Origin of the sequence: Pseudomonas rustica, assembly GCF_049959085.1 — a bacterium.
Lineage (GTDB): Bacteria > Pseudomonadota > Gammaproteobacteria > Pseudomonadales > Pseudomonadaceae > Aquipseudomonas > Aquipseudomonas rustica.
Window position 1 is genome coordinate 4724633 of sequence record NZ_CP188200.1, and the last position, 24279, is coordinate 4748911.

General features: G+C 57.7%; 21 protein-coding genes, 1 other RNA gene and 1 pseudogene. 11 read left to right on the top strand and 12 right to left on the bottom strand.

Annotation, left to right across the window (positions count from 1 at the left end; genetic code table 11):
• Window positions 1-77 precede the first annotated feature (77 nt).
• From dapB to grpE, 4 genes are all read right to left on the bottom strand, one after another.
• Window positions 78-884 carry a 4-hydroxy-tetrahydrodipicolinate reductase gene (dapB, locus tag ACP3TY_RS21595; protein WP_212549748.1) on the bottom strand — a complete coding sequence of 269 codons (807 nt, stop codon included), beginning with the start codon at window positions 882-884 and terminating at the stop codon, window positions 78-80.
• Between the two features lie 9 nt (window positions 885-893).
• Window positions 894-2015, bottom strand: a complete 1122-nt coding sequence (gene dnaJ, locus ACP3TY_RS21600; RefSeq protein WP_426618440.1) for a molecular chaperone DnaJ — start codon at window positions 2013-2015, stop codon at window positions 894-896.
• A gap of 296 nt (window positions 2016-2311) precedes the next feature.
• The gene (gene dnaK, locus ACP3TY_RS21605) at window positions 2312-4228 is read right to left on the bottom strand and encodes a molecular chaperone DnaK (protein ID WP_158830202.1); all 1917 of its coding nucleotides are present in this window, start codon (window positions 4226-4228) and stop codon (window positions 2312-2314) included.
• Window positions 4229-4330: 102 nt separating this feature from the next.
• On the bottom strand, window positions 4331-4897 hold the full coding sequence (gene grpE / locus ACP3TY_RS21610) for a nucleotide exchange factor GrpE (RefSeq protein ID WP_053117018.1): 567 nt from the start codon (window positions 4895-4897) through the stop codon (window positions 4331-4333).
• Between the two features lie 240 nt (window positions 4898-5137).
• Between grpE and recN the strand changes: the two genes are divergently transcribed.
• On the top strand, window positions 5138-6811 hold the full coding sequence (gene recN / locus ACP3TY_RS21615; protein ID WP_053117017.1) for a DNA repair protein RecN: 1674 nt from the start codon (window positions 5138-5140) through the stop codon (window positions 6809-6811).
• 81 nt (window positions 6812-6892) lie between these two features.
• On the opposite strand, the gene fur is transcribed toward recN, so the two are convergent.
• Window positions 6893-7297 carry a ferric iron uptake transcriptional regulator gene (gene fur / locus ACP3TY_RS21620; RefSeq protein ID WP_008088309.1) on the bottom strand — a complete coding sequence of 135 codons (405 nt, stop codon included), beginning with the start codon at window positions 7295-7297 and terminating at the stop codon, window positions 6893-6895.
• A 97-nt stretch (window positions 7298-7394) separates the two neighbouring features.
• Between fur and ACP3TY_RS21625 the strand changes: the two genes are divergently transcribed.
• Complete coding sequence (locus ACP3TY_RS21625; RefSeq protein ID WP_053117016.1) at window positions 7395-7922, top strand: outer membrane protein assembly factor BamE; 528 nt, start codon at window positions 7395-7397, stop codon at window positions 7920-7922.
• Between the two features lie 61 nt (window positions 7923-7983).
• Here the strand turns inward: ACP3TY_RS21625 and ACP3TY_RS21630 are convergent, their stop codons facing one another.
• Genes ACP3TY_RS21630 through ACP3TY_RS21640 form a run of 3 tightly spaced genes read right to left on the bottom strand, consistent with a single transcriptional unit; the run spans window position 7984 to window position 10136 of the window.
• Window positions 7984-8328: an RnfH family protein gene (locus ACP3TY_RS21630; protein WP_426618441.1), complete on the bottom strand. Its 345-nt coding sequence runs from the start codon at window positions 8326-8328 to the stop codon at window positions 7984-7986.
• Window positions 8291-8725, bottom strand: coding sequence for a type II toxin-antitoxin system RatA family toxin (locus tag ACP3TY_RS21635; RefSeq protein WP_159812890.1), 435 nt, complete (start codon window positions 8723-8725; stop codon window positions 8291-8293). The genes ACP3TY_RS21630 and ACP3TY_RS21635 overlap by 38 nt, the downstream gene beginning before the upstream one ends.
• 7 nt (window positions 8726-8732) lie before the next feature.
• Window positions 8733-10136 (bottom strand): sodium-dependent transporter, encoded by a 1404-nt coding sequence (locus ACP3TY_RS21640; RefSeq protein ID WP_426618442.1) that lies wholly within the window; start codon window positions 10134-10136, stop codon window positions 8733-8735.
• Between the two features lie 119 nt (window positions 10137-10255).
• Here ACP3TY_RS21640 and smpB point away from each other — a divergent pair, with 119 nt between their 5' ends.
• A complete protein-coding gene (gene smpB, locus ACP3TY_RS21645; protein WP_008088297.1) occupies window positions 10256-10738 on the top strand; it encodes an SsrA-binding protein SmpB in 483 nt (160 codons plus the stop codon).
• Between the two features lie 119 nt (window positions 10739-10857).
• Here smpB and ACP3TY_RS21650 read toward each other — a convergent pair whose 3' ends face one another.
• Entirely contained in the window at window positions 10858-11625 is a 768-nt protein-coding gene (locus ACP3TY_RS21650; protein WP_212544105.1) for an FCD domain-containing protein, read from the bottom strand.
• A gap of 262 nt (window positions 11626-11887) precedes the next feature.
• On the opposite strand from ACP3TY_RS21650, the gene ACP3TY_RS21655 reads away from it, so the two are divergent.
• The 8 genes from ACP3TY_RS21655 to ssrA all read left to right on the top strand — a co-directional run bounded on the left by ACP3TY_RS21655 (window position 11888) and on the right by ssrA (window position 20823).
• Complete coding sequence (locus ACP3TY_RS21655; RefSeq protein ID WP_426618443.1) at window positions 11888-13582, top strand: lactate permease LctP family transporter; 1695 nt, start codon at window positions 11888-11890, stop codon at window positions 13580-13582.
• Between the two features lie 150 nt (window positions 13583-13732).
• Entirely contained in the window at window positions 13733-14557 is an 825-nt protein-coding gene (locus tag ACP3TY_RS21660) for a (Fe-S)-binding protein (RefSeq protein ID WP_426618444.1), read from the top strand.
• Entirely contained in the window at window positions 14554-16008 is a 1455-nt protein-coding gene (locus ACP3TY_RS21665; protein WP_426618445.1) for a LutB/LldF family L-lactate oxidation iron-sulfur protein, read from the top strand. Before ACP3TY_RS21660 ends, ACP3TY_RS21665 begins: the two co-directional genes overlap by 4 nt.
• The gene (locus ACP3TY_RS21670; RefSeq protein ID WP_426618446.1) at window positions 16008-16679 is read left to right on the top strand and encodes a LutC/YkgG family protein; all 672 of its coding nucleotides are present in this window, start codon (window positions 16008-16010) and stop codon (window positions 16677-16679) included. The genes ACP3TY_RS21665 and ACP3TY_RS21670 overlap by 1 nt, the downstream gene beginning before the upstream one ends.
• Window positions 16676-19486: an FAD-binding and (Fe-S)-binding domain-containing protein gene (locus ACP3TY_RS21675; RefSeq protein WP_426618447.1), complete on the top strand. Its 2811-nt coding sequence runs from the start codon at window positions 16676-16678 to the stop codon at window positions 19484-19486. The genes ACP3TY_RS21670 and ACP3TY_RS21675 overlap by 4 nt, the downstream gene beginning before the upstream one ends.
• Window positions 19487-19615: 129 nt before the next feature.
• On the top strand, window positions 19616-19894 hold the full coding sequence (locus tag ACP3TY_RS21680) for a hypothetical protein (RefSeq protein WP_053117007.1): 279 nt from the start codon (window positions 19616-19618) through the stop codon (window positions 19892-19894).
• Between the two features lie 160 nt (window positions 19895-20054).
• On the top strand, window positions 20055-20330 hold the full coding sequence (locus ACP3TY_RS21685; protein ID WP_053117006.1) for a hypothetical protein: 276 nt from the start codon (window positions 20055-20057) through the stop codon (window positions 20328-20330).
• A 96-nt stretch (window positions 20331-20426) separates the two neighbouring features.
• Window positions 20427-20823: a transfer-messenger RNA gene (gene ssrA, locus ACP3TY_RS21690) on the top strand.
• A 143-nt stretch (window positions 20824-20966) separates the two neighbouring features.
• Here the strand turns inward: ssrA and ACP3TY_RS21695 are convergent.
• The 3 genes and pseudogenes from ACP3TY_RS21695 to ACP3TY_RS21705 all read right to left on the bottom strand — a co-directional run bounded on the left by ACP3TY_RS21695 (window position 20967) and on the right by ACP3TY_RS21705 (window position 24150).
• Window positions 20967-21878 (bottom strand): restriction endonuclease, encoded by a 912-nt coding sequence (locus ACP3TY_RS21695; RefSeq protein WP_426618448.1) that lies wholly within the window; start codon window positions 21876-21878, stop codon window positions 20967-20969.
• 29 nt (window positions 21879-21907) lie between these two features.
• A pseudogene (locus ACP3TY_RS21700) lies at window positions 21908-23383 on the bottom strand (type I restriction enzyme subunit R domain-containing protein); the annotation flags it as partial.
• The gene (locus tag ACP3TY_RS21705) at window positions 23347-24150 is read right to left on the bottom strand and encodes a YeeE/YedE thiosulfate transporter family protein (RefSeq protein WP_426618449.1); all 804 of its coding nucleotides are present in this window, start codon (window positions 24148-24150) and stop codon (window positions 23347-23349) included. The pseudogene ACP3TY_RS21700 and the gene ACP3TY_RS21705, both read right to left, overlap by 37 nt.
• Window positions 24151-24279 lie beyond the last annotated feature (129 nt).

Here is a 24279-nt window from a genome sequence, read left to right on the forward strand (position 1 = left end):
GTTGCATTCCTTTCAAAAATTGAAACTTCAGACAAAACAAAGGCGCTTTACGCGCCTTGTTTTTTTTCACGATCGAATTACTTCAGATCGAGCACATCCTGCATGTCATACAGGCCCGGCTCACGCCCGTCGAGCCACAGCGCAGCACGCACCGCGCCCTTGGCGAAGGTCATGCGGCTGGAAGCCTTGTGGGTGATTTCCAGACGCTCGCCCTCACAGGCAAACAGCACGGTGTGATCGCCGACCACATCACCGCCGCGAACCGTGGCAAAACCGATGGTTTCACGCTCACGCGCGCCGGTGTGACCTTCACGCCCATAGACCGCAACCTTCTGCAGATCACGATCCAGCGCATCGGCAATCACTTCGCCCATGCGCAGCGCGGTACCCGAAGGTGCGTCGATCTTGTGCCGGTGATGAGCTTCGATGATCTCGATGTCAGCCTCATCGCCCAGCACCCGCGCGGTCATCTCGAGCAATTTCAGCGACAGGTTGACCCCGACGCTGAAGTTGGCAGCAAACACGATCGGGATATCTTTCCCGGCATCGGCCAGCAATTGCTTCTGCGCCGCGTCCAGCCCGGTGGTACCGATAACCATGGCTTTGCCTGCCTTGCGGCAGAACGCCAGGTTTTTCAGCATCACTTCGGGCAGGGTGAAGTCGATCAGTACGTCGAACTCTTCAGCCACGGCTTCGATATGACCGGACAGTGGCACGCCAATACGACCCAACGAAGCCAGCTCACCGGCATCGACGCCGATCAACGTGCTACCCGGACGCACCACGGCAGCGGTCAAACCGGTCAGCGGCGCGCGCTGTTGCACGGCTTCGACCAGAATCTTACCCATGCGCCCAGCAGCGCCCATCACAGCTATACGTCGCATGCCGACTCCTTACAGATCGCCGAAGAAACGCTTCACACCGTCAAACCAACCGGTGGTTTTCGGTGAATGGCTGTTGTCGTCGGCCAGCGAGCTGCGGAATTCTTCCAGCAGTTCGCGCTGACGACGGTTCAGATTCACCGGCGTTTCGACCGCAACGCGGCACATCAGATCGCCTGCACCGCCGCCACGCACCGGCGCAACGCCTTTGCCACGCACACGGAACTGCTTGCCGGTCTGGGTGCCTTCAGGGATTTTCAGTTTGACGCGACCGTCGAGGGTCGGGATTTCCAGCTCGCCGCCCAATGCTGCGTCGACGAAGCTGATCGGCACTTCACAGAACAGATGCTTGCCGTCACGCTGGAAGATATCGTGCTCGCGCACGTTGATGACCACGTACAGGTCGCCCGTCGGGCCGCCCTGCGTACCCGCTTCGCCTTCGCCGGACAGACGAATGCGGTCGCCGGTGTCGACGCCGGCCGGTACTTTGACCGACAGGGTTTTGTACTCTTCAACGCGACCGTCACCGTGGCAGGAATCGCACGGATCGGAAATGATCTTGCCTTGGCCATGGCAACGCGGGCAGGTTTGCTGCACCGAGAAGAAGCCTTGCTGCATGCGCACCTGACCGATGCCGCCGCAGGTTGGGCACGTCGATGGCGAGGAGCCTTTCTTGGCACCCGAACCGTCGCACGGCTTGCAGTTGACCAGTGTCGGAACGCGGATATTCACCGACGTGCCGCGCACCGCTTCTTCCAGATTCAGCTCGAGGGTGTAGCGCAGATCACTGCCACGCTGAGCGCCGCCACGACCACCGCCGCGACCGCCACCGAAGAAATCACTGAAGACATCGCCAAAGATGTCAGAGAAGTTCTGACCGCCAAAACCGGCACCGCCGCCCATGCTTGGGTCGACGCCGGCATGACCGTACTGGTCGTAAGCCGCACGCTTGCTGGAATCGGACAGTACTTCGTAGGCCTCATTGGCCTCTTTGAACAGTTCTTCCGACGCTTTGTCATCGGGATTACGGTCCGGGTGATGCTTCATCGCCAGACGACGATAGGCCTTCTTCAGGTCTGCATCGCTTGAGCCACGCTCAACACCCAACACTTCGTAATAGTCACGCTTTGCCATAAGTCTTCTGCACTCTTGAGGACGTCCGGCAAACCCCTCCTGAGGATCGCCAAACTCGTTGAGCCCCAATACAGGCCCGGACCCAACTCACGTCAATTCAACGATCCTGGTCTTTGATTCTGCGGTACTTGCGGCGCGAAAAGCAGGAGCATTCCCGGCCATACCGCCAGCATCCGAACGTTGTCGCATGCTGTAAAAATTCGCGTATTCCAGATACGCCAACGCGGGAGCTAGCTCCCGCGCGGCGACATCCTACCAGTCACTGCCCGAAGGCAGTCAACCGGCCGACCAACAACTTACTTGTGGTCTTTGACTTCTTCGAACTCTGCATCGACAACGTCGTCAGCCTTCTCAGCCGATTCGCCTTGCGGGGCTGCGCCATCAGCTGGCTGAGCCTGTTCGGCGTACATCTTCTGAGCAACCGGAGCGGAGACTTTCGACAACTCTTCAACCTTCGCTTCGATAGCAGCCTTGTCGTCGCCTTTGACAGCGGCTTCCAGAGCAACCACAGCCGCTTCGATCGCAGTCTTCTCTTCGGCGGTGACTTTGTCGCCCGCGTCAGCAACCATTTTGCGAGTCGAGTGAACCAGTGCATCACCCTGGTTACGGGCAGCGGCCAGTTCTTCGAACTTGCGGTCTTCTTCAGCGTTGACTTCAGCATCACGAATCATTTGCTGAATTTCGTCATCGGACAGACCGGAGTTGGCCTTGATCACGATCGACTGAGTCTTGCCGGTAGCCTTGTCTTTCGCGCCGACGTGCAGGATGCCGTTGGCGTCGATGTCGAAGGTTACTTCGATCTGTGGCACGCCACGTGGAGCAGGTGGAATGTCGGCCAGGTCGAACTTGCCCAAGGACTTGTTCTGAGTGGCTTGCTTACGCTCACCCTGCAGCACGTGAATGGTCACAGCGCCCTGGTTGTCGTCGGCAGTCGAGAACACTTGCGATTTCTTGGTAGGAATCGTGGTGTTTTTCTCGATCAGCGCGGTCATCACGCCACCCATGGTTTCGATACCCAGGGTCAGCGGGCTGACGTCGAGCAACAGAACGTCTTTCACGTCACCGGCCAGAACAGCGCCCTGAATCGCAGCACCCATGGCAACAGCTTCGTCCGGGTTAACGTCTTTACGTGCTTCTTTACCGAAGAAATCGGTTACCAGCTTCTGTACCAGCGGCATACGGGTCTGACCACCGACCAGAATCACGTCGTTGATCGCGCCAACGTCCAGACCAGCGTCTTTCATGGCGATGCGGCAAGGTTCGATGGTGCGCTGAACCAGGTCTTCAACCAGTGCTTCAAGCTTGGCACGCGAGATTTTCACGTTCAGGTGCTTAGGACCGGTCGCATCTGCAGTGATGTACGGCAGGTTAACGTCGGTCGACTGGCTCGAGGACAGTTCGATCTTGGCTTTCTCAGCGGCTTCTTTCAGGCGCTGCATCGCCAGCGGGTCACCTTTGAGGTTCATGCCGCTTTCTTTCTTGAATTCGTCGACGAGGTAGTCGATCAGACGAATGTCAAAGTCTTCACCGCCCAGGAACGTGTCACCGTTGGTGGCCAACACTTCGAACTGGTGCTCGCCGTCAACTTCAGCGATTTCGATCACGGAGACGTCGAAAGTACCGCCACCCAGGTCATAAACGATCACGGTGTGATCGCCCTTGGCCTTGTCCATACCGTAAGCCAGAGCGGCTGCGGTTGGTTCGTTGATGATACGTTTTACGTCCAGACCCGCGATGCGGCCGGCGTCTTTGGTCGCCTGACGCTGGCTGTCGTTGAAGTAGGCCGGAACGGTAATGACCGCTTCAGTCACTGGCTCGCCGAGGTAGTCTTCGGCGGTCTTCTTCATCTTCTTCAGAATTTCAGCCGAGATTTGTGGCGGCGCCATTTTCTGGCCGTTCACTTCAACCCAGGCGTCGCCGTTGTCAGCCTTGGCGATCTTGTACGGAACCATCTGAATGTCTTTCTGCACAACTTCTTCGTCGAAACGACGACCGATCAGACGCTTTACTGCGTACAGAGTGTTGTGCGGGTTGGTCACAGCCTGACGCTTGGCCGACTGACCTACCAGGATTTCGCCATCGTTGGCGTAAGCGATGATCGACGGCGTGGTACGCGCGCCTTCAGCGTTTTCAATAACTTTTGCTTTGCCGTTTTCCAGCACGGAGACGCAGGAGTTGGTGGTCCCCAGGTCGATACCGATAATTTTGCCCATGTTAACTCTCCCGAAACTTTGGATTTGGATGCCGCAGCAGTGGTGGCTGACTGCGGTAGCACTTAAACGCTTGACTTCTAAATGGGGGCCTTGCGGCTAATTTCAAGCCTTCTCGTCAATCGAAGGCGAAATTGGCGCAGGCGCCTTGCTGACCACAACCATGGCCGGGCGCAACAGGCGACCGTTGAGCTGGTAGCCTTTCTGAAACACCTTCAGAACGCTGTTCGGTTCTACGTCGGCGCTTTCTTGTGCAGCCATCGCCTGATGGTAAACAGCGTTGAACGGTTCGCCATGCGGATCGATCGCTTCAAGCTGATAACGCTTGAGGGTGTCGTGGAACATTTTCAGCGTCAGCTCGATGCCTTCACGCATCGGACGGATGCTTTCGTCGTCCGGGTTCGACAACTCGAGACCGCGCTCCAAACTGTCGACGATCGGCAGCAGGTCGCTGGCGAATTTCTCCAGGGCGAATTTGTGCGCCTTCTCGACGTCCAATTCGGCACGGCGGCGGACGTTCTGCAGATCGGCAGCTACGCGCAGAGATTGATCTTGCGCTGCGGCCAATTGCTCTTCGAGCACTTGCACACGGGTCGCCAGGTCATCACTCGAACCTTCCGGCGCCTGAGGGGCATCTGGGTTTTGCGTATCTACTGTCTGTTCGTCAGCCATAGAATTCTCCTTTCAATTTCTTCCGCGAGCCTGACCCGCGCTTCTGTCCCGATATATGGGGCCGCAAAATCAGGCTTCAAGGGCCTTCAAGCATTAACCCTACAAAAAAGTGCCGCATTCTCATTCCCTGATGCGCTAAGAAGTTTTGCGGTTCAAGCAAATCGAGCTAAGCGAGGGCATTGTCAGGCCGAAACAAAACACTGTATAAATAACCAGACCTAAAGCCTGGGAGCGGCCTTTATGCTGGTGCACCTGTCCGTACATAACTACGCCATCGTTGAACATCTCGATCTCGAACTTGATCGCGGGATGAGCGTGATCACAGGGGAAACCGGCGCCGGCAAGTCGATCATGCTCGACGCCCTCGGCCTGACCCTGGGCGATCGTGCCGACAGCGGCGTGGTTCGCCCGGGCGCCGACAAGGCCGACATCCTCGCGACGTTCGATCTGGTCGACATCCCCGAGGCCAGCGCCTGGCTGGCCGAGCGCGATCTGGACATCGACGGCCCGTGCATCCTCCGTCGGGTCATCACCAGCGAAGGCCGTTCGCGTGGCTACATCAACGGCACGCCCTGCCCGCTCGGCGACCTCAAGTCCCTTGGCGAATTGCTGATCGATATCCACAGCCAGCATGAACACCAGTCGCTGCTGAAAACCGATACCCATCGCCGTTTGCTCGACGAATACGCCGGCGCGACCGATCTGGCCCGTCAGGTTCAACTGGCTGCCCAGCGCTGGCGCCAGACCCGTCAGGAACTGGAGCGCCTTTCCAATTCCGGCGACGAACAACGCGCGCGCCATCAACTGCTCAGCTATCAGCTCGAAGAACTGGAAAACCTCGGTCTCGGCGATAACGAACTGGAGCAACTGGAGCAGGAACACAAGAATCTGACCAACGCCGAAACCTTGCTGGGCATTTGCCGGCAAGTGGTCGAGCAATGCAGCGAAAGTGACTCGGGTAATGTCCTGAACGCACTGACCGCCAGTCTCAATCGCCTGTCGAGCGTGAATAATTCGGTCGGTGCTCTGGGCGAAGCCAGCAGCTTGCTGACCAGCGCGCAGATTCAGGTTGAAGAGGCTGTCGGTGAACTCAATCGCTTCCTCGACAACTTCGATGCCGATCCGGCACGCCTGCAATATCTGGAAGAACGCCTCGACGCTATTTATACGCTGGCGCGCAAACACCGAATCCAGCCGACCGAAGTCGCGGAAATGCAGCAGAAGCTGCTGGATGAAATCGAAACCCTGAATGCCAACGACGAATCCATCGAGCGCCTGGGTGAGGAGCTGGCGTCTTACGCCCGTCATTATCAAGAGAAGGCCCGCGAGCTGAGCGATCTGCGCCATCAGGCCGCCGGCAGCCTTGCCAGTGCAGTGGAACAAGAGATTCAGCGTCTGGGCATGCCCGGCGGCCGATTCACCATCGAGCTGCGCGCCAACAGCAGTGACGAACTGCTGCCGAACGGCTTGGAACAGGTCGAATTGTTGGTCAGCGCCAACCCTGGACAACCGTTGAAGGCGTTGGCGAAAGTGGCGTCCGGTGGTGAGCTGTCGCGGATCAGCCTGGCGATTCAGGTGATCACTGCGCAGACATCCCGGGTGCCAACGCTGGTATTCGACGAAGTGGACGTGGGCATTGGTGGCCCGACGGCGGAAATTGTCGGCCAGTTGCTACGTCGTTTGGGTGAACGCGGGCAGGTACTGACGGTGACGCATTTGCCGCAGGTGGCCGCGCAGGGTCATCAGCACCTGTTTGTGCACAAGGTGCGTGGCGATGAGGCAACCCACACAGCTGTGTCCAAGCTGAGCAAGACCGAACGAATAGAAGAAGTCGCGCGGATGCTCGGCGGCATCGATCTGACCAAGGAATCGTTGGCTCACGCGAAAAAAATGGTGGTTACGGCGAAAGTTTAAGATTTTGAAACAATAGAAAGCACGAAGGCGACCCTTGGGTCGCCTTCGCTCGTTTCGCAAACCTGAATTCGCGCGACATGCTTACTTTTTCTTGCGGACGTACAGCACCAGGTTGTGATCAACCATCTCAAAGCCATGCTTCTCGACGATCGACTTCTGAAGTTTTTCGATTTCTTCGTCGAAGAACTCGATCACTTCACCGGTTTCCACGTTGACCATATGGTCATGGTGGCCACCGTCAGCCAGTTCGAATACCGCGTGGCCGCCGTCGAAGTTGTGACGGACCACCAGGCCAGCTGCTTCGAACTGGGTCAGAACACGGTAAACCGTGGCCAGACCGACGTCCTCGCCAGCTTCCATCAACGCCTTGTAGACGTCCTCGGCACTCATGTGACGCTGCTCGGTAGAGTCGAGCATTTGCAGGATCTTGACCCGTGGCAGGGTCACTTTGAGGCCGGCTTTGCGTAGTTCGCTATTTTCAACCATGGTCAGCTTTCTCGCGATGCTGCTTCGCAGCTTCTCTTAATGCGGGTATGATCGGCGTTTACGTTGTCCCAGCCAAGATAGTGGAAGTCGCCCACCGATGCAAAACACCAAGCTCTTGCTAACCAGTTTCACCTTTGTGGGACTGCTCGCACTCGCCGGTTGTTCATTCCCCGGGGTTTACAAAATCGACATCCAGCAGGGCAATGTCGTCACGCAGGATATGATAGACCAGTTACGCCCGGGAATGACCCGGCCGCAAGTACGGTTTATTATGGGTAACCCCCTGCTGACCGACACGTTCCATGCCGATCGCTGGGATTACCTGTATAGCCTGCAACCGGGTGGCGGTGAACGCCAACAGGAACGCGTCAGCGTTATCTTCAATTCTAACGACCAGCTTGTCAGCTTGTCCGGTGACTTTATGCCGGGCGTCAGCCGTGACGAAGCCATTCTCGGTAAGGACAGTGGCACTAACGTGACCGCTCCTGCTGAAAACACCGAGAAGCCAGCACCGGAAAAACCGGTCAAGCCAGGTTCCTTGCTGGATCAGATCCAGAAGGACGTCGATGGTGTGGAAACCGTTCCGGTTCCAACACCAGAGCCGCTGGACACCACGCCGCAATAATTTGCGACGCAATAAAAAACCCGGAAATTCCGGGTTTTTTATTGTCTGGCGTTTGGCTTATTTAAAGATTTCGCGCTTTAGCCTCAGCTGCTTTGGCCGCACGCAAGCGTCGAACTTCTTTCGGATCAGCGAGCAGAGGGCGGTAAATCTCAATGCGCTCGCCTGCCTGAATCACCCGCGAGTCTGGATCCGGCACGACCTTGCCGAAAATCCCCAACGGACATTCCGCCAGATTCAGCTCAGGAAACTCTTCAGCAATCCCCGAAGCGAGCACCGCAGCACGCACTGTCGTGCCCTCTGCCACGCTGACCGTGCCCAGAACCTGGCGATCAACCGCGGCATACACCACTTCTATCTCGATCACCGGCTTAACCCTGCATCTGCTTGGCGCGCTGGCAGAACGCATCCACCAACGTGTTGGCAGCCTGATTGAACAGCGGCCCCAACGTCGCACGCACCAGCGGCCCGGCGTAATCGAACGATAAATCCAGGCTGATCTTGCAGGCCTTCTCGTTCAACGCCTTGAATACCCAAACGCCGTGCAACTGGTTGAACGGGCCTTCCTCAAGATTCATCTCGATCGACTGTCCCGGCACCAGCGTATTGCGCGTGACGAAATGCTGACTCAGCCCGCCCTTCGCCACGCCAACACTGGCGCGCATGTGCTCAGGCGAGCTTTCCAGCACCTCAGCCGCCGAGCACCACGGCAGAAATTCCGGGTAACGCGCCACGTCGTTGACCAGGTCGTAAAGGAATTGCGCCGGGTATGGCAACAGGGCTGAGCGTTGAATATGAGTCGTCATGTAAGCGTTACTTCCAGAGCTGAGCGGCAAACACTACAACAATGCCGATTGGCGCCACGTAGCGCATCAAGAACAGAGACAGGGCAAACAGTTTCGGGTTGCGGATCGACAACTCGTCACGCACCGCTTCACGCCCCATCACCCATCCGGCGAACAATACAAAACACAGGCCACCGAGCGGCAACATCATCCGCGAGGTGAAGAAATCGATCACACCGAAGAAGTCCAGACCGCTCTTCGCACCCCATTGGTAGAGGTGGAACAGACCGTCTTCGTTCACGAAAAATTTGGCTTCCTTCCAGATATTGAAGGAGAACACCGTGCCCAAACCGACGAACCAGCAGGTAAACGCCAACCAGAACGTCACCCAGGCGCGGCTGACTTTGGTGCGTTCAACCAGATACGCCACCATCGGCTCGAGCAGGGAAATCGCCGAGCTCCAGGCCGCGACGGCGACCAGCACGAAGAACACCACGCCCATCAATTGGCCGAAGGCTACGTTACCAAAGGCAAATGGCAGGCTGACGAACATCAGGCCCGGGCCTTCGCTCGGGTTCAGGCCGGCGGCGAAGACGATCGGAAACAACGCCAGACCGGCGACCAGCGAGACAAAGGTATCAAGCAGCGCCACGCCGACCACCGTGCCGGACAGCGACGCGTTCTTCGGCATGTACGCGCCGTAGATCATGATCGAGCCGACGCCAACGCTCAGCGAGAAGAACGCGTGGCCCATCGCAGGCAGCAGACCGTCGAGAACTTTTTCCGGGTGGAAGTCGAACATGAAATGCACGCCTTCCATGAAATGCCCGGTGGTCATGCTGTAACCCAGCAGAACCAACACCATCACAAACAGCAACGGCATCATGATGCGCAAGCTGCGTTCCAGCCCGGCGACCACGCCTTTAGCGATGACGAAGGCGGACAGCAGCATAAAAATCGTGTGCCAAAGTGTCAGGCGCCATGGATCGGCGATGACATTGCCGAAATACGTGCCGACTTGATCGGCCGTCGCGCCTTGGAAGTCACCGCGACCCATGTCGACGATGTAATCCAGCGACCAGCCGCCGACCACACTATAGAAAGACAGGATCAGCAATGCCGTGATCATCCCGGCAAACGCGCCCCACGACCATCTGGCCGAGTGCCCGGCTTCCAGCGCCAATACCTTCAAGGCGTTCGCCGGACTCTGCCGTGCGCGGCGGCCAATCAGGGTTTCAGCGAGCATGACCGGGATGCCGATCAGGGCGATACACGCCAGAAACATCAGTACAAACGCACCGCCGCCGTAGACCCCGACCATGTAGGGGAATTTCCAGATACTACCCAGTCCCACGGCCGAACCGGTCGCGGCGAGTATGAATACCCAGCGGCTAGCCCAACTGCCGTGGACAGAAACCTTGTCTGTCGACATCGTTTATCACGCCCAAGCGTTAGAAAAAGAGGCCGCATTGTCCGGGATTCACTCAACCTGCTCAAGCACGCAGCATCACCGTAGCCGACGGCCGTTTATCTCCATATAATGCCGCCCCTATGGCTAAACAGAAGAAACACCCAACAGGGACCATCGCGCAGAACAAAAAGGCGCGACACGATTACTTCATCGAGCATAAGTTCGAGGCTGGTCTGGTCCTGGCCGGCTGGGAAGTAAAAAGTCTGCGGGCAAGCAAGCTACAGCTGGTTGACAGCTATGTCCTGCTCAAGGATGGCGAAGCGTGGCTGCTCGGTAGCCACATCACGCCTCTGATGACCGCAAGTACCCACGTCATCGCTGACCCGGTGCGCACACGCAAATTGCTGCTCAACCGCCGCGAGCTGGAAAAGCTTGCCGCGATGGTGCAGCAAAAGGGTTACGCCTGCGTCTGCCTGTCCTGGTACTGGAGCAAGCACATGGTCAAGTGCGAGATTGCTCTGGGCAAGGGCAAGAAGGAATACGACAAGCGTGACACCGAGCGCGAACGCGACGCCGGTCGTGAGCTGCAGCGTGCTGTGCGCAACAAGGGCAAGGAAGACTAGTCTTCGCCTTTGGAAGCAAAGATCGTCCGATCGCGGCCCGAGCCTTCGGCAGCTCCTACACAGGAATTCGCATTTCCCTGTAGGAGCTGCCGCAGGCTGTGATCTTTTGCTTTAAAAAATCACATGCCCTTGCGCCGCTCCGCCCGAGCCATGCGCTGAACCTCCTGCCGCACCTCTTCCAGCACTTCCTGCACATACAAAATGTGTCGGCTGGAGACTTCCCGCGCCTGCTCCGCGCGACCTTCAATAATCGCCAGATACAATTCCCGATGCTGGGTGATCAGCATGTCGCGGGTTTCCGTGCGCTGCTTGTACATGCCGCCAATGTTGGTCACCACGTTGCGCTTGAGCAAATCGAACAAGCCACGAATGGTGTGCAGCAACACCGCGTTATGACTGGCTTCAGCAATCGCCAGATGGAATTTCGCATCTGCCGCGCCCTCCTCCACCCGACTGACTTCGTCGTGGCGCGAGTAGCAATCCTGCAACTCATCGAACGCCGCCGTCAGCCGTTCACGATCGACGTCCGTCGCGCGCAATGCTGCGTAATAGGCACACGATGCCTCCAGGGTGTGGCGAAACTCGAGCAAGTCGCGCTGCGCTTCAGGATTGTTTTCGAGCAGATGCAGCAGCGGATCGCTGAACGTCGAGCCCAGGCTTTCCACCACATAATTGCCGCCGCCCTGACGGCTGACCAGCAAGCCTTTGGCCGCGAGCTTCTGAATCGCCTCACGCAATGACGGACGCGATACGCCGAATTGCTCGGCCAGCGTGCGCTCCGCCGGAAGCCGTTCACCGGACTTCAGCGTGCCCTCAAGGATCATCCCCTCGAGTCGCTCGACAATATCGTCAGACAAACGGCGCTGACGTATCTGATCAAACCCCATAACTCACTTCTCCACGATCCCGACCGCTCGCCGGGCTCTCTATTCTGGCCTATCGGCGCCTTGCCGACACCTACCAGACGCCACTTCGTCGAAGCGGATCAGACGCGATCTGCGCTGCACGTTCGACAAAAGTTTTAGGGCGACAAATTGACACACCGACACCAAGGCTTTTACCCTAGCCAACAGCGATTGTAAATTGGTCTTACCAATTAACCAAGAACGCTGACAGTGCCTGACCAACAACAATTAGGGGCCACCCCATATGCAAACCTGGCAACAGCTCTACAGCCCGCTCGGCAGTCTCGGCGTGTCCGCACTCGCGGCCGTCATCCCCATCGTGTTCTTTTTCCTCGCGCTGGCGGTGTTCCGTCTCAAGGGCCACGTGGCCGGGAGCATCACCCTCGCCCTGTCGATTGCCGTGGCGATCTTCGCGTTTCAGATGCCGGTCGACATGGCTTTCGCCGCCGCCGGTTATGGTTTCGCCTACGGTTTGTGGCCGATTGCCTGGATCATTGTCGCGGCGGTGTTCCTCTACAAACTGACGGTGAAAAGTGGTCAGTTCGAGGTCATTCGCAGTTCGGTGTTATCGATTACTGACGACCAGCGCCTGCAAGTGCTGCTGATCGGTTTCTGCTTCGGTGCATTCCTGGAAGGTGCCGCCGGTTTCGGCGCGCCCGTGGCGATTACTGCGGCATTGCTTGTCGGACTGGGCTTCAACCCGCTGTACGCCGCTGGCCTGTGCCTGATCGCCAACACCGCACCGGTTGCGTTCGGCGCCTTGGGGATTCCGATCATCGTTGCCGGCCAAGTGACCGGGATTGACGCGTTCAAGATCGGCGCCATGACCGGTCGCCAACTGCCGCTGCTGTCGCTGTTCGTGCCGTTCTGGCTGGTGTTCATGATGGACGGCCTGCGCGGCGTTCGTGAAACCTGGCCGGCTGCATTGGTCGCGGGCCTGAGCTTCGCCATCACCCAATACTTCACCTCCAACTTCATTGGCCCGGAACTGCCGGACATCACTTCGGCGCTAGCGAGCCTGATTTCCCTGACCCTGTTCCTCAAAGTCTGGCAACCGAAACGCGCCGCCGGCGCACAAATCGCAGGCGCTACCTCCAGCGCAGCGATTACCGCCAGCGTCGGTGGTTTCGGCCAGAAGCGCACCACCGTGGCTTCGCCTTACAGCCTCGGGGAAATTTTTAAAGCGTGGTCGCCGTTCCTGATCCTCACCGTGCTGGTGACCATCTGGACGCTGAAGCCTTTCAAAGCGATGTTCGCCGCTGGCGGCTCGATGTACAGCTGGGTGTTCAACTTTGCGATTCCGCACCTTGATCAACTGGTGATCAAGACCGCACCGATCGTTGCTGCGCCAACCGCGATTCCAGCGGTGTTCAAACTCGATCCGATTTCCGCGACCGGCACGGCGATTTTCTTCTCGGCGCTGATCTCGATGCTGGTGCTGAAGATCAATTTCAAAACTGGTCTGACCACTTTGAAAGAGACTTTCTACGAACTGCGCTGGCCTATTCTGTCGATCGGCATGGTGTTGGCGTTTGCTTTCGTCACCAATTATTCCGGCATGTCCTCGACCATGGCCCTCGTGCTGGCCGGCACTGGCGCGGCGTTCCCGTTCTTCTCGCCGTTCCTCGGCTGGCTCGGCGTGTTCTTGACCGGTTCCGATACATCGTCCAACGCACTGTTCAGTTCGCTGCAAGCGACCACTGCACACCAGATCGGCGTTAATGACGTCCTGCTGGTAGCGGCCAATACCAGCGGCGGCGTGACCGGCAAAATGATCTCGCCACAATCGATCGCCGTGGCCTGCGCCGCGACCGGTTTGGTGGGCAAGGAATCGGATCTGTTCCGCTTCACCCTCAAGCACAGCCTATTCTTTGCAACGATTGTCGGTCTGATCACCCTGGCTCAGGCCTACTGGTTCACCGGCATGCTGGTGCACTAAACCTACAAGAACCATGGAAAAAACCGACGCCGGTTCGTGATGCCGGCGTCAGCAATTCACCACCCGGTCTGTAAGGCTGCTGAAAGCAACACTCTCTATATTCAGCAGCCTCAGCGGACGGATAACCGGGTTCACCCGGAGACACGCCTGATGAGCGAGCTTTTTTACAACGCTGTGCCGAACGCGACCCGCGTGGCACCGCCACTGCCCGAACCTCGGCAATACCCCAGCGAGAAACCGTCGCGGGTTTATCTGTTCGGGACGTGCGTGGTTGATCTGTTCTACCCCGAAGCCGGTATGGACGCGATCCACTTGCTGGAGCGCGAAGGGATTCGGGTCGAGTACCCGCAAGGGCAGAGCTGCTGCGGTCAACCCGCCTACACCTCGGGTTACACCGAGCAGGCGCGGACGGTAGCGCGCTCGCAACTGGCGCTGTTTGCCGGCGATTATCCGGTGGTGGTGCCGTCGGGTTCCTGCGCGGGCATGCTGCGCGAGCATTACGCCGACTTGTTCAAGGACGAGCCGGACACGTTGAAACAGGTTCAGGCCCTCGCGGCCCGCACCTATGAACTGGCCGAGTTTCTGCTGTTCGTCTGCAAGGTGCAGCTCAAGGACAGCGGCGACCCGGTCAAAGTCGCCCTGCACACTTCGTGTTCGGCACGCCGCGAAATGAACACCCACCTGCACGGTCGCGAGTTGTTGGCGCAGTTGAGCAACGTGGAACGGGTCAACCACGACCACGAAAGCGAATGCTGTGGCTTCGGCGGAACATTCAGCGTCCGTATGCCAGACATTTCCGGCGCGATGGTGGCTGACAAGACCCGATCGCTGAAGGATTCCGGCGCGCATCAGGTCTTGAGCGCCGACTGTGGCTGTTTGATGAACATCAACGGCGCATTGGAGAAACAAAAAGAAACGCTACGCGGGCAACATCTCGCCAGCTTTCTGTGGCAACGAACCGGAGGTGCGCAATGAGCACTTCCGCGATTATTCCTACGGTCGCCGTAGAAGAAGATTTCCGCACCCGGGCGCACAACGCCTTGGGTGATCAGCAGTTGCGGAAAAACTTCCGTACTGCGATGGATTCACTGATGACCAAACGGGCAGCGGCTTTCGGCGATGCCCACGAAAGAGAACACTTGCGTGCTCTGGGCAACTCGATCAGAGCCCGCGCGCTCTCCAAGTTGCCCGACCTGCTCGAGCAACTGGAAACAAACCTGACCCGCAACGGTGTGACAGTGCACTGGGCGGAAACGGTGGACGAGGCCAATGGCATCGTCTTATCGATCATCCGTGCTCACGAGGCGCGGCAAGTGATCAAGGGCAAATCGATGGTCAGCGAAGAGATGGAGATGAACCATTTCCTCGAGGCTCAAGGCATTGAATGCCTGGAGTCGGATATGGGGGAATACATCGTCCAGCTCGACCACGAGAAGCCTTCACACATCATTATGCCGGCGATCCACAAGAATGCCGGTCAGGTCGCGTCCTTGTTCCACGACAAACTTGGCGTGGAATACACCAAGGACGTTGACCAACTCATTCAAATCGGTCGCAGAGTCCTGCGGCAGAAATTCTTCGAAGCGGACATCGGCGTCTCCGGTGTCAACTTCGCCGTCGCCGAAACCGGCACCCTGCTGCTGGTGGAAAACGAAGGCAACGGCCGTATGACCACCACCGTGCCGCCGGTGCACATCGCCGTCACCGGCATCGAAAAGGTTGTGGAAAACTTGCGCGACGTGGTGCCGTTACTGTCGCTGCTGACACGCTCGGCGCTGGGCATTCCGATCACCACTTACGTCAACATGATCTCCGGCCCGCGCAAAGAACACGAACTCGACGGCCCGCAGGAAGTGCATCTTGTGCTGCTCGACAACGGTCGCAGCCAGGCTTTCGCCGACAGTGAATTGCGTCAGACCCTGAACTGCATCCGCTGTGGCGCCTGCATGAACCATTGCCCGGTATACACCCGCGTCGGTGGTCACACTTATGGCGAGGTGTATCCGGGGCCGATTGGCAAAATCATCACCCCGCACATGGTTGGCCTGGCCAAGGTTCCGGATCACCCGAGCGCGTCATCGCTGTGCGGTGCCTGCGGTGAAGTCTGCCCGGTAAAAATTCCCATCCCGGCAATCCTGCGGCGCTTGCGCGAAGAAAACGTCAAAGCCCCGGACAGTCCCCATCAAGTGATGCGCGGTCAGGGCAGCAAGTATTCGCGCAAGGAACGTTTTATCTGGAACGCCTGGGCCAGGCTCAACAGCTCGCCAATTTTGTATCGATTATTCGGATTCTTCGCCACGCGCCTGCGGGCGCTGACGCCAAGCAACGTCGGCCCGTGGACACAAAACCACAGCGCCCCAAAACCCGCCGCCCGCTCACTGCACGACATGGCCCGCGAGCATCTGGCCAAACAGGGAGATCGCTGATGAGCGCCAAGCAAAATATCCTCGGCAAACTGCGGAAAAGTCTGACCGGCACCACGCCGATAGCCGACGACTTCGATATCGATCTGGTAACGCAGCCGTACACCTACAGCGCCGAACAACGCATCCCGCAACTGCGCAAACTGATGGAAGCGGTACACACCGAAATCCACATGACCTCGGGCGAAGAGTGGCCAGCGCTGCTTGCGCAATTGCTGCGTGATCGTCAGCTACCGAGCCTGTTGATTGCACCGACTACCGCCCACGGGCAGAAAATCACACAACACTGGGCGAATAATCCTGAGCTGCCGACGCTGAAATCCTACGACCGGCCGATGGAAGAATGGAAAGCCGAACTGTTCAACGACACTCCGGCCAGCCTCACCGGCACCCTTGGCGCGATCGCCGCCACCGGCAGCCTCATCCTGTGGCCAACCCGCGAAGAACCACGGCTGATGAGTCTGGTGCCGCCGGTGCATTTCGCTCTGCTCAAGGCCAGCGAAATCCGCGACAACTTTTATCAGGTTCAACAGGAATTCGAATGGGCGCAAGGCATGCCGACCAATGCGTTGCTGGTGTCCGGCCCGTCGAAAACCGCCGACATTGAACAAGTGCTGGCCTACGGCGCCCACGGCCCGAAAGACCTCGTGGTGCTGATCCTGGAGGACCAATGACGCTTCCAGTGAATTTCCTGCGTGATGCGCAGCAACTGATTCCGGCCGAGCGCCGTTTTGATGATCCGTTATCGACGCTGGCCTTCGGCACCGATGCGAGTTTTTATCGGCTGATTCCGCAGTTGGTGATCCGCGTTGAATCTGAAGACGAAGTCGTGGCGCTGCTGAAGTTGGCTCAACGTGACCATGTCCCGGTGACCTTCCGCGCGGCGGGTACCAGTCTGTCCGGGCAAGCAATCAGCGATTCCGTGTTGATTGTGCTTGGGGATAACTGGAACGCGCGCGAGATTCGTGGCCAAGGTACGCAAATCCGCCTGCAACCGGGCGTGATTGGTGCGCAAGCCAATGCGTGGCTGGCGCCGTTCGGACGCAAGATCGGCCCGGATCCGGCGTCGATCAATGCCTGTAAAATCGGCGGCATCGTCGCCAACAACGCCAGCGGTATGTGCTGCGGCACCGCGCAAAACACCTATCACACGCTGGCCGGCATTCGTCTGGTGCTGGCCGATGGCACACGGCTCGATACCGAAGACGCGGCGAGTGTCGCGGCATTCCACGCCAGCCACGGCGATCTGCTTGAACGCTTGGCGACTTTAGGCCGCGAGACCCGCGCCAACGCCGAACTCGCTGCACGAATCCGCCACAAATACCGTCTGAAAAATACCACCGGCCTGTCACTCAACGCCTTGGTGGATTTCGATGACCCTGTGGATATCTTGAGCCACTTGCTGGTCGGCTCCGAAGGCACGCTCGGCTTCATCAGCGCGGTGACGTACGACACAGTAATCGATCACCCGAACAAGGCCTCGGCGCTGATCGTCTTCCCCGATGTGGAAACCTGCTGCAACGCGGTTACCGTGCTGAAAAGCCAACCGGTGTCCGCCGTAGAACTGCTGGATCGCCGCAGTCTGCGCTCGGTGCAAGACAAACCCGGCATGCCCGCTTTCGTACAACAGCTGTCGAAGAATGCCTGCGCCTTGCTGATCGAATCCCGCGCAGCGACCTCTGCACTCCTACAGGAACAACTGGCGCAGGTCATGGCGTCGCTCAATGGTTTCCCGGTGGAGAAGCAGATCGACTTCACCGAAGACCCTGCCGAAAACGTCAAACTCTGGGCCATTCGCAAAGACACCTTCCCTGCCGTCGGCGCCGTACGTAAAACCGGCACCACGGTGATCATCGAAGACGTGACCTTCCCGGTCGAACAACTGGCCATCGGTGTGAACCGCTTGATCGAGTTGTTCGACAAACATTCCTACGACGAAGCGATCCTTTTCGGACACGCGCTGGAAGGCAATCTGCACTTCGTCTTCACTCAAGGCTTCAACAACCCGGAAGAAGTCGCACGCTATCAAGCGTTCATGGATGACGTCGCGCAACTGGTCGCCGTGGAGTTTGGCGGCTCGCTGAAAGCCGAACACGGCACCGGGCGCAACATGGCGCCGTTCGTGGAACTGGAGTGGGGCAGCGACGCTTACCAACTGATGTGGCAGCTCAAACGGCTGCTCGACCCTAACGGAATTCTCAACCCGGACGTGGTGCTCAGCGAAGATCCGCAGATCCACCTCAAGCACCTGAAGCCACTGCCGGCGGCCGATGAGATTGTGGATAAGTGCATCGAGTGCGGCTTCTGCGAACCGGTTTGCCCGTCGAAAGGACTGACCCTGAGCCCGCGCCAGCGCATCGTGATCTGGCGCGATATTCAGGCGAAAAAACGTGCCGGCGTCGACACCACCGAACTGGAAAAAGCCTACGAATACCAAGGCATCGAAACCTGCGCCGCCACCGGTCTCTGCGCACAACGTTGTCCTGTAGGCATCAACACCGGCGAGCTGGTGAAAAAGCTCCGTGGCCGACACGCAACGCATCAGAAAACGGCTGACTGGATTGAAGGAAATTTCGCCAAGACTCTGCAGGGGGCACGCTTCACTCTGCATGTCGCTAATGGTGCGCGGATGATGCTCGGCGCGCCGCGTCTGGCGAAACTGTCGGCAACGATTACGCGCCTGTCCAAAGGCCAGGTACCGTTGTGGACAAATGCGATGCCGCAACCGGAGAAAGTCATTCGCTTCAGCCCGAACGTGTCGGACGAACGCCCGCGTGTGGTGTATCTGGCCGCGTGTGTCTCGCGAGTCATGGGCCCGGCGGCGGGTGATAAAGAGCAGATGTCGCTCTACGACAAAACCCGTGGTCTGCTGGAAAAGGCCGGTTACCAAGTGGTCTTCCCGGACAATCAGGACAACCTCTGCTGCGGTCAGCCCTTCGCCTCAAAAGGCTACGCCGAGCAAGCCGAACACAAGCGTCAGGAGTTGATCAGCGCCTTGCTCCACGCCAGTCGCGGCGGTCTCGATCCGATTTATTGCGACACCAGCCCATGCACGTTGCGCCTGGTTCAAGACGGAGGAGAAACCCGTCTGGATCTGTACGACCCGGTGCGCTTCATCCGTACGCATCTTCTCGATCGACTGGATTTCACCCCGCAAGACGCACCGATTGCCGTGCATGTGACCTGCAGCACTCAGCACCTGGGCGAAAGCCAAGCGTTGATCGATCTGGCGCGCAAATGCAGCAAAACCGTGGTGATTCCGGAAGGCATTCACTGCTGCGGTTTTGCCGGCGACAAGGGCTTCACCACGCCGGAGCTGAACAGCCATTCGCTACGCACTTTGAAGGACGCGGTGCAACATTGCAGTGAGGGAATTTCCACCAGTCGCACCTGCGAAATCGGCCTGACGCAACACGGCGGCATCGACTATCACGGTCTGGTTTATCTGGTCGATCGAGTCACTCAGGCGAAGGCCTGCTGAAGAAAACAGAACCCTTGCGCAAGACCGCAGTCCACAGAACAGGCCCCGAACACTCGGGGCCGTTCCTTCTTTCGGTGACCGGCACTCCGGGTCAGCGAAGTCTGGATCCCTCAGCGCAAGGAGATACACATGAAACGTTCTGTACTGCTCGGTCTGTTCGTTACTGCCTCGGTGATGGCGTCGACTTCGTTTGCCGCTGGACCAGACAGCCTGTGCGAAGCCAATCTGCAAACCATCAATAACGCGAAATCGGAGTATCAGACTTCATCGGAGCTGAACGCGCGCGTCTCCGCCAGTGTGGCAAAAGCCCAAGCCCTCAAGGCCCAAGGCAAGATTGACGACTGCGTCGCGGAAACCCAGCAAACAATTCTGGAAATCCAGAAAACCTCGGGGGACACCAAGAAGTGATCGTGAGCAGGCGTTTTGATACCAGATGTAAAAAAAACCGAATTCCTGCGTAGCGCGACGGTCGATTGAACAGGCCCTACGCTAACGTAGCCTGTTATGACCTCGGCATCGCCGCCAGACCGTCCGGCAGCACCGAGACCTACCGTTCAAGGAGATACCCATGAAGCATTCTGCAATTGCTGGATTGTTCATCGCTGGTGCACTTCTGGCGTCGCCGGTGTTTGCGGCGGATAAAGACCTGTGTGCCGGGAATCTTCAAGTTATCAAAGACTTTGTCACCAGCCAGCCTTCCATTCCGGAAACCTCGCTGAACAACGTCAAGACCGCCCAGGAAGACGCCATGAAGGCGCAGGCTGCCGGGGACGATGGCAAATGCGTTGAAATCACCAACGGCATGATCACGAAAATGCAGATCCGCAATCCAACGCGTAACTGACACACCCGGAAGCCAACCTTCGGGTTGGCCTTCCCGGCCGATTGACGTACACTGCACAGGCTTGTTGCTCAAACAGATGTACTGAGCAATGAGTTCGGGGCCGTTTAGGATTCGACGCCGGTTGCGAAACTTTAGGTGCATGCCGACTTGGTAACAGAAGTCGTAAATCCACTGTTGCAACTACTTATAGTTGCCAATGACGAAAACTACGGCCAGGAATTCGCTCTCGCTGCGTAAGCAGCCTTAGCCCTGAGCTTCTGGTACCTTCGGGTCCAGCAATCACCAGGGGATGTCTGTAAACCCAAAGTGATTGTCATATAGAACAGAATCGCCGTGCAGTACGTTGTGGACGAAGCGGCTAAAACTTACACAACTCGCCCAAAGCACCCTGCCCTTCGGGTCGCTGAGGGTTAACTTAATAGAAACGGCTAAGCATGTAGTACCGACAGCGGAGTACTGGCGGACGGGGGTTCAAATCCCCCCGGCTCCACCAAATAAGCGTTACAAATCAGGCACTTAGCGTTTCTCGCAGGTGCCTTTTTTGTGCCTGCCAGATCCGTTTTGATTCTGGAAAATGGCGTGATGGAAGCCGTAGAAGCCAAACCGAATTTCGATAAACGCTGTCATAGCAACGAGTCACTCTCCCGCGAAGTAATCACTGTCCAGCTGCTTCACCTCGTAGACCTGCTTAACGCTGACGCCCAAATTGTTCTCGACCATCAGCCGCGCAAGCTCAACGCCATCAATCAGCACAACTTTGATATCCAATCCAAGCGCGGCAGTGCGGGCTCCGTCGGAGAACTCCGAGGTGGTTATAAACACCCCCTTGCGCGCACGCTGGCGAGTCAGTGCGCCGATAAATTTGTCGATCTCCGGGCGATGCACCGTGTTGGCCCAGCGTTTTGCCTGCAGGTAGATCACGTCGAGGCCAAGCGTGTCTTCTTTGATGATGCCGTCGATGCCGTCATCATTGGTCGCCTGGGTCGCTTTTCCGGCCTCCTTGCGCGAACCGCCGTAACCCATAGAGATCATCAGATCGACCACCAACTGTTCGAAGAAGCTGGGGGTGGCCGCCCGAACTTGCGCCAGCAATTCCTCTACGAGGGATTGCATCAACGCCTGATGCGCATCGGCCAACTGCTCGTCTGGTGTAATTTCGGCAATATCAACATTGAGCATGGCGGATGCTTCAACAGATTGAGGCTTGGCCGTATGGAAATCCGCAAACTCGGGAAACTGCTTTAACCAGCTCACCGTGATTCGCTGCGGCCCCTTGGCCAAAGCATCGAGACCGCGTGGGGTGATCTGCACCATGCCCTTGGCTGGAATGCAGAGCAGCCCCGCCTTGTTCAAATAAGTGCGAGCCCAGCCTACGCGATTGTTAATCACCGTCTGATGACCGGAAGGCAGGCGTTCCTTACGTTCGTCCTCGGTCAGTTGAAACTGATCCGCCACTTGCTCACGCAACTCATTGAGCGGCAGCGACTCACCGTTTTGAACGGTGCTCAGCACTGGACGCATCACGCTTTGAAAATCCGGAATTGCCACAATTACTCCCTATCCCTGCTCGCGACTTTCTAGTCGCCGCGCACGCCGCTGTCATCGAGGGCTGCGGCTGTCTTCAGCATCTTCAAAATCACCAGTGCAAACGCCCGGCTCTTCGTTTCGTTATCCAATACTTCCAGTGACAGCTTCTCGTGGTCGGTCATGGCGTCCAGCACGGTGTCGAGGACGCGCTTGGGAAACAGGCCGTGCATCACTTGATCAACCGAATGGTTGTTCACCTGGGCCATCACATCTTCCTGGCGGCTGATGCGCTGAGCAATGCCAGTGAGAAATTGCAGTTGATCGTCATCGCTAACTTCAGCACCGAAGATATCGTTCAATGCATCAATGATTTCCGACAAACGCTTCTTCTCTGGGTCATGGGGCTTCCCGCTGCCCACATCACTGCCAGGTTTAAGAGTGTACTCGCCAGTTTCCTCGTGCAGGCGAAGCTGGTGTTCGGCGCGCTTACTCAGGCGGTAGTGGCTCAACTGCAACTCGCCCACATCGACGTCGTCTTGTAGCAGGCGATCTACACGCAAGAGCGGATGCAGGTGCTTTGCGTACACACACAACTGCTCCAGCTCACGATCCTCGTAAGGCACTATCTGCGAAAGAAACTCGTACAGGCGCACAAAGCCTTGCAGGTTCTTGCGGAACAGGTCGAGCTGATCAACCTGCTCACCGGCTTCTTTCAGCGCGTGCTCGGCTTTTTTCAAGCCGACGCTATCCCCATTGGCTTCAGCGGTTCGTTTGTAATCAAGCGCCTGCTGACGAGATTCAAGCGAGAAGGCATAGCGCTTGGCAAAACGCTCTTTGGCCGGCGCGCAGTAATAACTGAGCTTGCTGGCTTGCGCCTTAGGGTCGAAGAAGGCCAAGGCAAACGCTTCTACCTCTTGCCAGTAATAGATGCCCTCGGCATCTAGCTTCTTCTGCAGGTCATAAATGATCTGCGGGTCGGTCACATCAGTCAGCTCGGCCTTGGTGTAGTACGGCAAGAAGGCGTCGAGAATATCCTGCGGCTCGTTAAAGAAGTCGAGGATAAAGGTTTGCTTGTTGTCACCAAAGGTGCGGTTCAACCGCGATAGGGTTTGCACGCAGTCCACACCTTGCAGCTTTTTGTCGACGTACATGGCGCACAGCTTGGGCTGATCGAAGCCGGTCTGGTACTTATTGGCCGCGATCATCACGTTGAAGTCTTGGGTGTCGAAAGCGTCCGCCAGGTCGCGACCGTTAAGGCCCGCGTTGAGCAGGCTACTATTTTCCGTCACCTCTTCGGGGATTACTTCATCCGATAATACGCTTCCGGAGAACGCCACCAGCGGGTGCACATCGTTGTAACCCATCTGCTGCACATAAGCTTTTAATGCCAGCTGATAACGGACAGCTTCTTGACGGCTGCTCGTCACTACCATGGCCTTGGCCTGACCATTGAGCAGACCGCGAATATTGGCGCGAAAATGCTCGACGATCACCTCGACCTTCTGGCTGATGTTGTACGGGTGTAAATCCCCATCAGCATCCCGGCCAGTAAATGCCGAACAACCGGCAACCACTGCAACCGCTGATAACAAAACGTCCGTCGCTGCAACGTGTACACCAGCATCCCCAGCAGCAACATGCCAAACACCGCCACTCGCTGAACCGTCAACGCGCCCTCATCCATCGCCCAGAACATCCGCGACAAGTCATAAAAGAACACGCTCGGCGTCCACTGCGGTTCGAACGTGTAGAGCGCGCTGGTCAGAGCGCCGAGCAGCAGGCTCGAAACCACCACACGCCGATCGCCATGCATCTGTGACAAAAACACCAGAACCAGTAAGACGATGCCGATAGTCAGCCAATACTGATGGCTGGATATCTCCGCCATGTGCTGAATCTTATGTTCAGTGAGCATGTTGAGGTGGTGCCAAAGCACGATGCCCAGCACCCAGCCGATCACTGTAAATATTTTCGCCAGATGACCGCTGGCGAGTTTGGTCAGGGTGCCGACGCTGCATCCGTCGTTGAGCACCGAGGCGATACCGAACAACAAGCCGCCAAGCACCAGTGACCAATAGCCCACTTCAGGAATAAACAGCGGCTGACTGAACCCGGACAATCCGTACAACGGCCCCAGCAACAATCCAAACAGACCGCAGGAAACCAGCGACACAAACAGTGTCGGCCGGCGTCGCAACAATTGCCCGACCGCGTTGACCAGGCACATGCCCATGCGTTGGGACACCAGGCCAACAAGGAAGGCCAGCAGTAGCGAAATCAACAGTGAAAGCACAAGGCTCTCCGTTTTTGGAACGTGAGGTCGGTTGGACGTTATCGCAGATCGCGCGCGGTGCAAACCTTGCGGGTGAAGTGCGAAAGCGCTTCTACACTCACAGCGCACATGCCATTCAACGTCGACACC